The organism is Arsenophonus sp. ENCA (assembly GCF_002287155.1).
In the GTDB taxonomy this organism is placed as follows: domain Bacteria; phylum Pseudomonadota; class Gammaproteobacteria; order Enterobacterales; family Enterobacteriaceae; genus Arsenophonus; species Arsenophonus nilaparvatae.
This window is the reverse complement of the sequence record NZ_NHNG01000217.1, coordinates 1-1,605: the sequence shown is the minus strand read 5'-3', so window position 1 is coordinate 1,605 and position 1,605 is coordinate 1. Positions and strand designations below refer to the sequence as shown.

2 protein-coding genes are annotated in these 1,605 nt (G+C 32.5%); one reads left to right on the top strand and one right to left on the bottom strand.

What is annotated here, in order from left to right; all coding sequences use genetic code 11:
- Nucleotides 1-72: 72 nt before the first annotated feature.
- Nucleotides 73-303, bottom strand: coding sequence for a hypothetical protein (locus tag CBG25_RS05660; protein ID WP_290605192.1), 231 nt, complete (start codon nt 301-303; stop codon nt 73-75).
- Between the two features lie 411 nt (nt 304-714).
- Between CBG25_RS05660 and CBG25_RS05655 the strand changes: the two genes are divergently transcribed.
- Nucleotides 715-1,605, top strand: an 891-nt coding sequence (locus CBG25_RS05655) for a cation diffusion facilitator family transporter (RefSeq protein ID WP_290605190.1), incomplete at its 3' end; no start/stop codon positions are given.

The following is a 1,605-nucleotide window of genomic DNA, read 5'->3' as shown; positions in this document are numbered from 1 at the left end:
GAGCACATACTTAATACTCGGGGACGAAAATCGTTGGGCTATTTTTCTCCAAATGAAGTATTTTTAGCTCATCTAATGGCTGCATAACGTTTTATGGGTTTGTTGCGTTTCGACTGGGAATGGGCCTGGTAGGGCCGCAATTTCAATACCAAAAAATATTTCTAAATCGGGCAGCACAGATAGGAAGTGGATTTCTGGTTTGCTAGGTTGGTTAAATGAGACCAGCGTTTCAACATGCTTAATCACTTTTTGATTCAATTCATCTTCAACAATATCGATAGGAACTAAGATCTTATTATACATGATACCCTCGCATCATATTGTTATCTAATTATATTGTAGCAATAGTAAAAAATGATGTCGTGATATTTTTATTTGCTCGTTATTTGGAATAATTAACTTAATATAAAAAATATTTAAAATAAGCGTGTTATTTTAATCAATTATCCTAATTGAAAATAAATATTATTTCTATTTCATTATAGATAGTGTCAGAAATAAATAAGTAAATAATTATCAATTGTATTTTATTAAAGTAAATGATTATGAAAATGAAAAATCAAGACAAATATAATTTTTTATGTCATATTATAGGAAGGTAAATTAATATTTGTTTTTGAATAAAATTAGCATTAATAATAACAATATTGTTTTTAAGGTTTACTATCATCTTTTACTTATTTTACTAAAAATAATTAACTTCAGAATTTGATTATGACACAGACTAAACACCGCGAAGAAAAACACACACTTTTTGTTTCCGATGAGCAGCAAATAAAATTTAAAGCTGCCAAAAAGAGTACTATCATTAGTATCATTGTTAACTTTTTTCTCTCTTTATGGCAAATTATTATCGGCTTTTTGGCACATTCCCAAGGTTTGATTGCTGATGGTCTTCACTCATTATCAGATTTATTGGCAAATTTTGTGGTGTTGATTGCCAATAAACATAGTCATAAACAACCGGATGCCGATCACCCTTATGGCCATTTTCGCTATGAAAATGGAGCATCTTTAGTACTGGGAACAATTTTGTTAGTGGTTGGCGGGGGCATGATATGGAAAGCGATTGAAAAAATGCTAAATCCAGCTGAAATTCCCGATGTGCATATTATTGCTCTGGTTGTTGCGCTATTATCACTTATTGTTAAAGAAGGTCTGTTTCGTTATATGCTTTTTGTGGCAAATAAGGTTAATTCAAGTATGTTAGTTGCTAATGCATGGCATGCACGTTCAGACGCAGCTTCATCTTTAGTAGTTGCCATTGGTATCATTGCTAGTTTATGTGGTTTTAAGATCTTTGATCCTATTGCGGCCTTAATTGTTGGTGTTCTAGTTATTAAAATGGGGTATAAGTTTACTTATCAAGCGTTTAACGATCTGATGGATAAGGGAGCTGATGAACAGACCCTAGCGACTATTCGTAAACAGCTGTTGGCAATGGACGGCGTGATTGATATTCATGATCTTAAGACCCGTAAATCTGGTGATTATTTACTAGTTGATGTTCATCTTGAGGTTAATGGCCTTTTAACGGTAGAACAAGGACATCTAATTGCTGTTTCAGCGCGAAAAAAATTACTTGAAAATCCCACTATCTTAAAT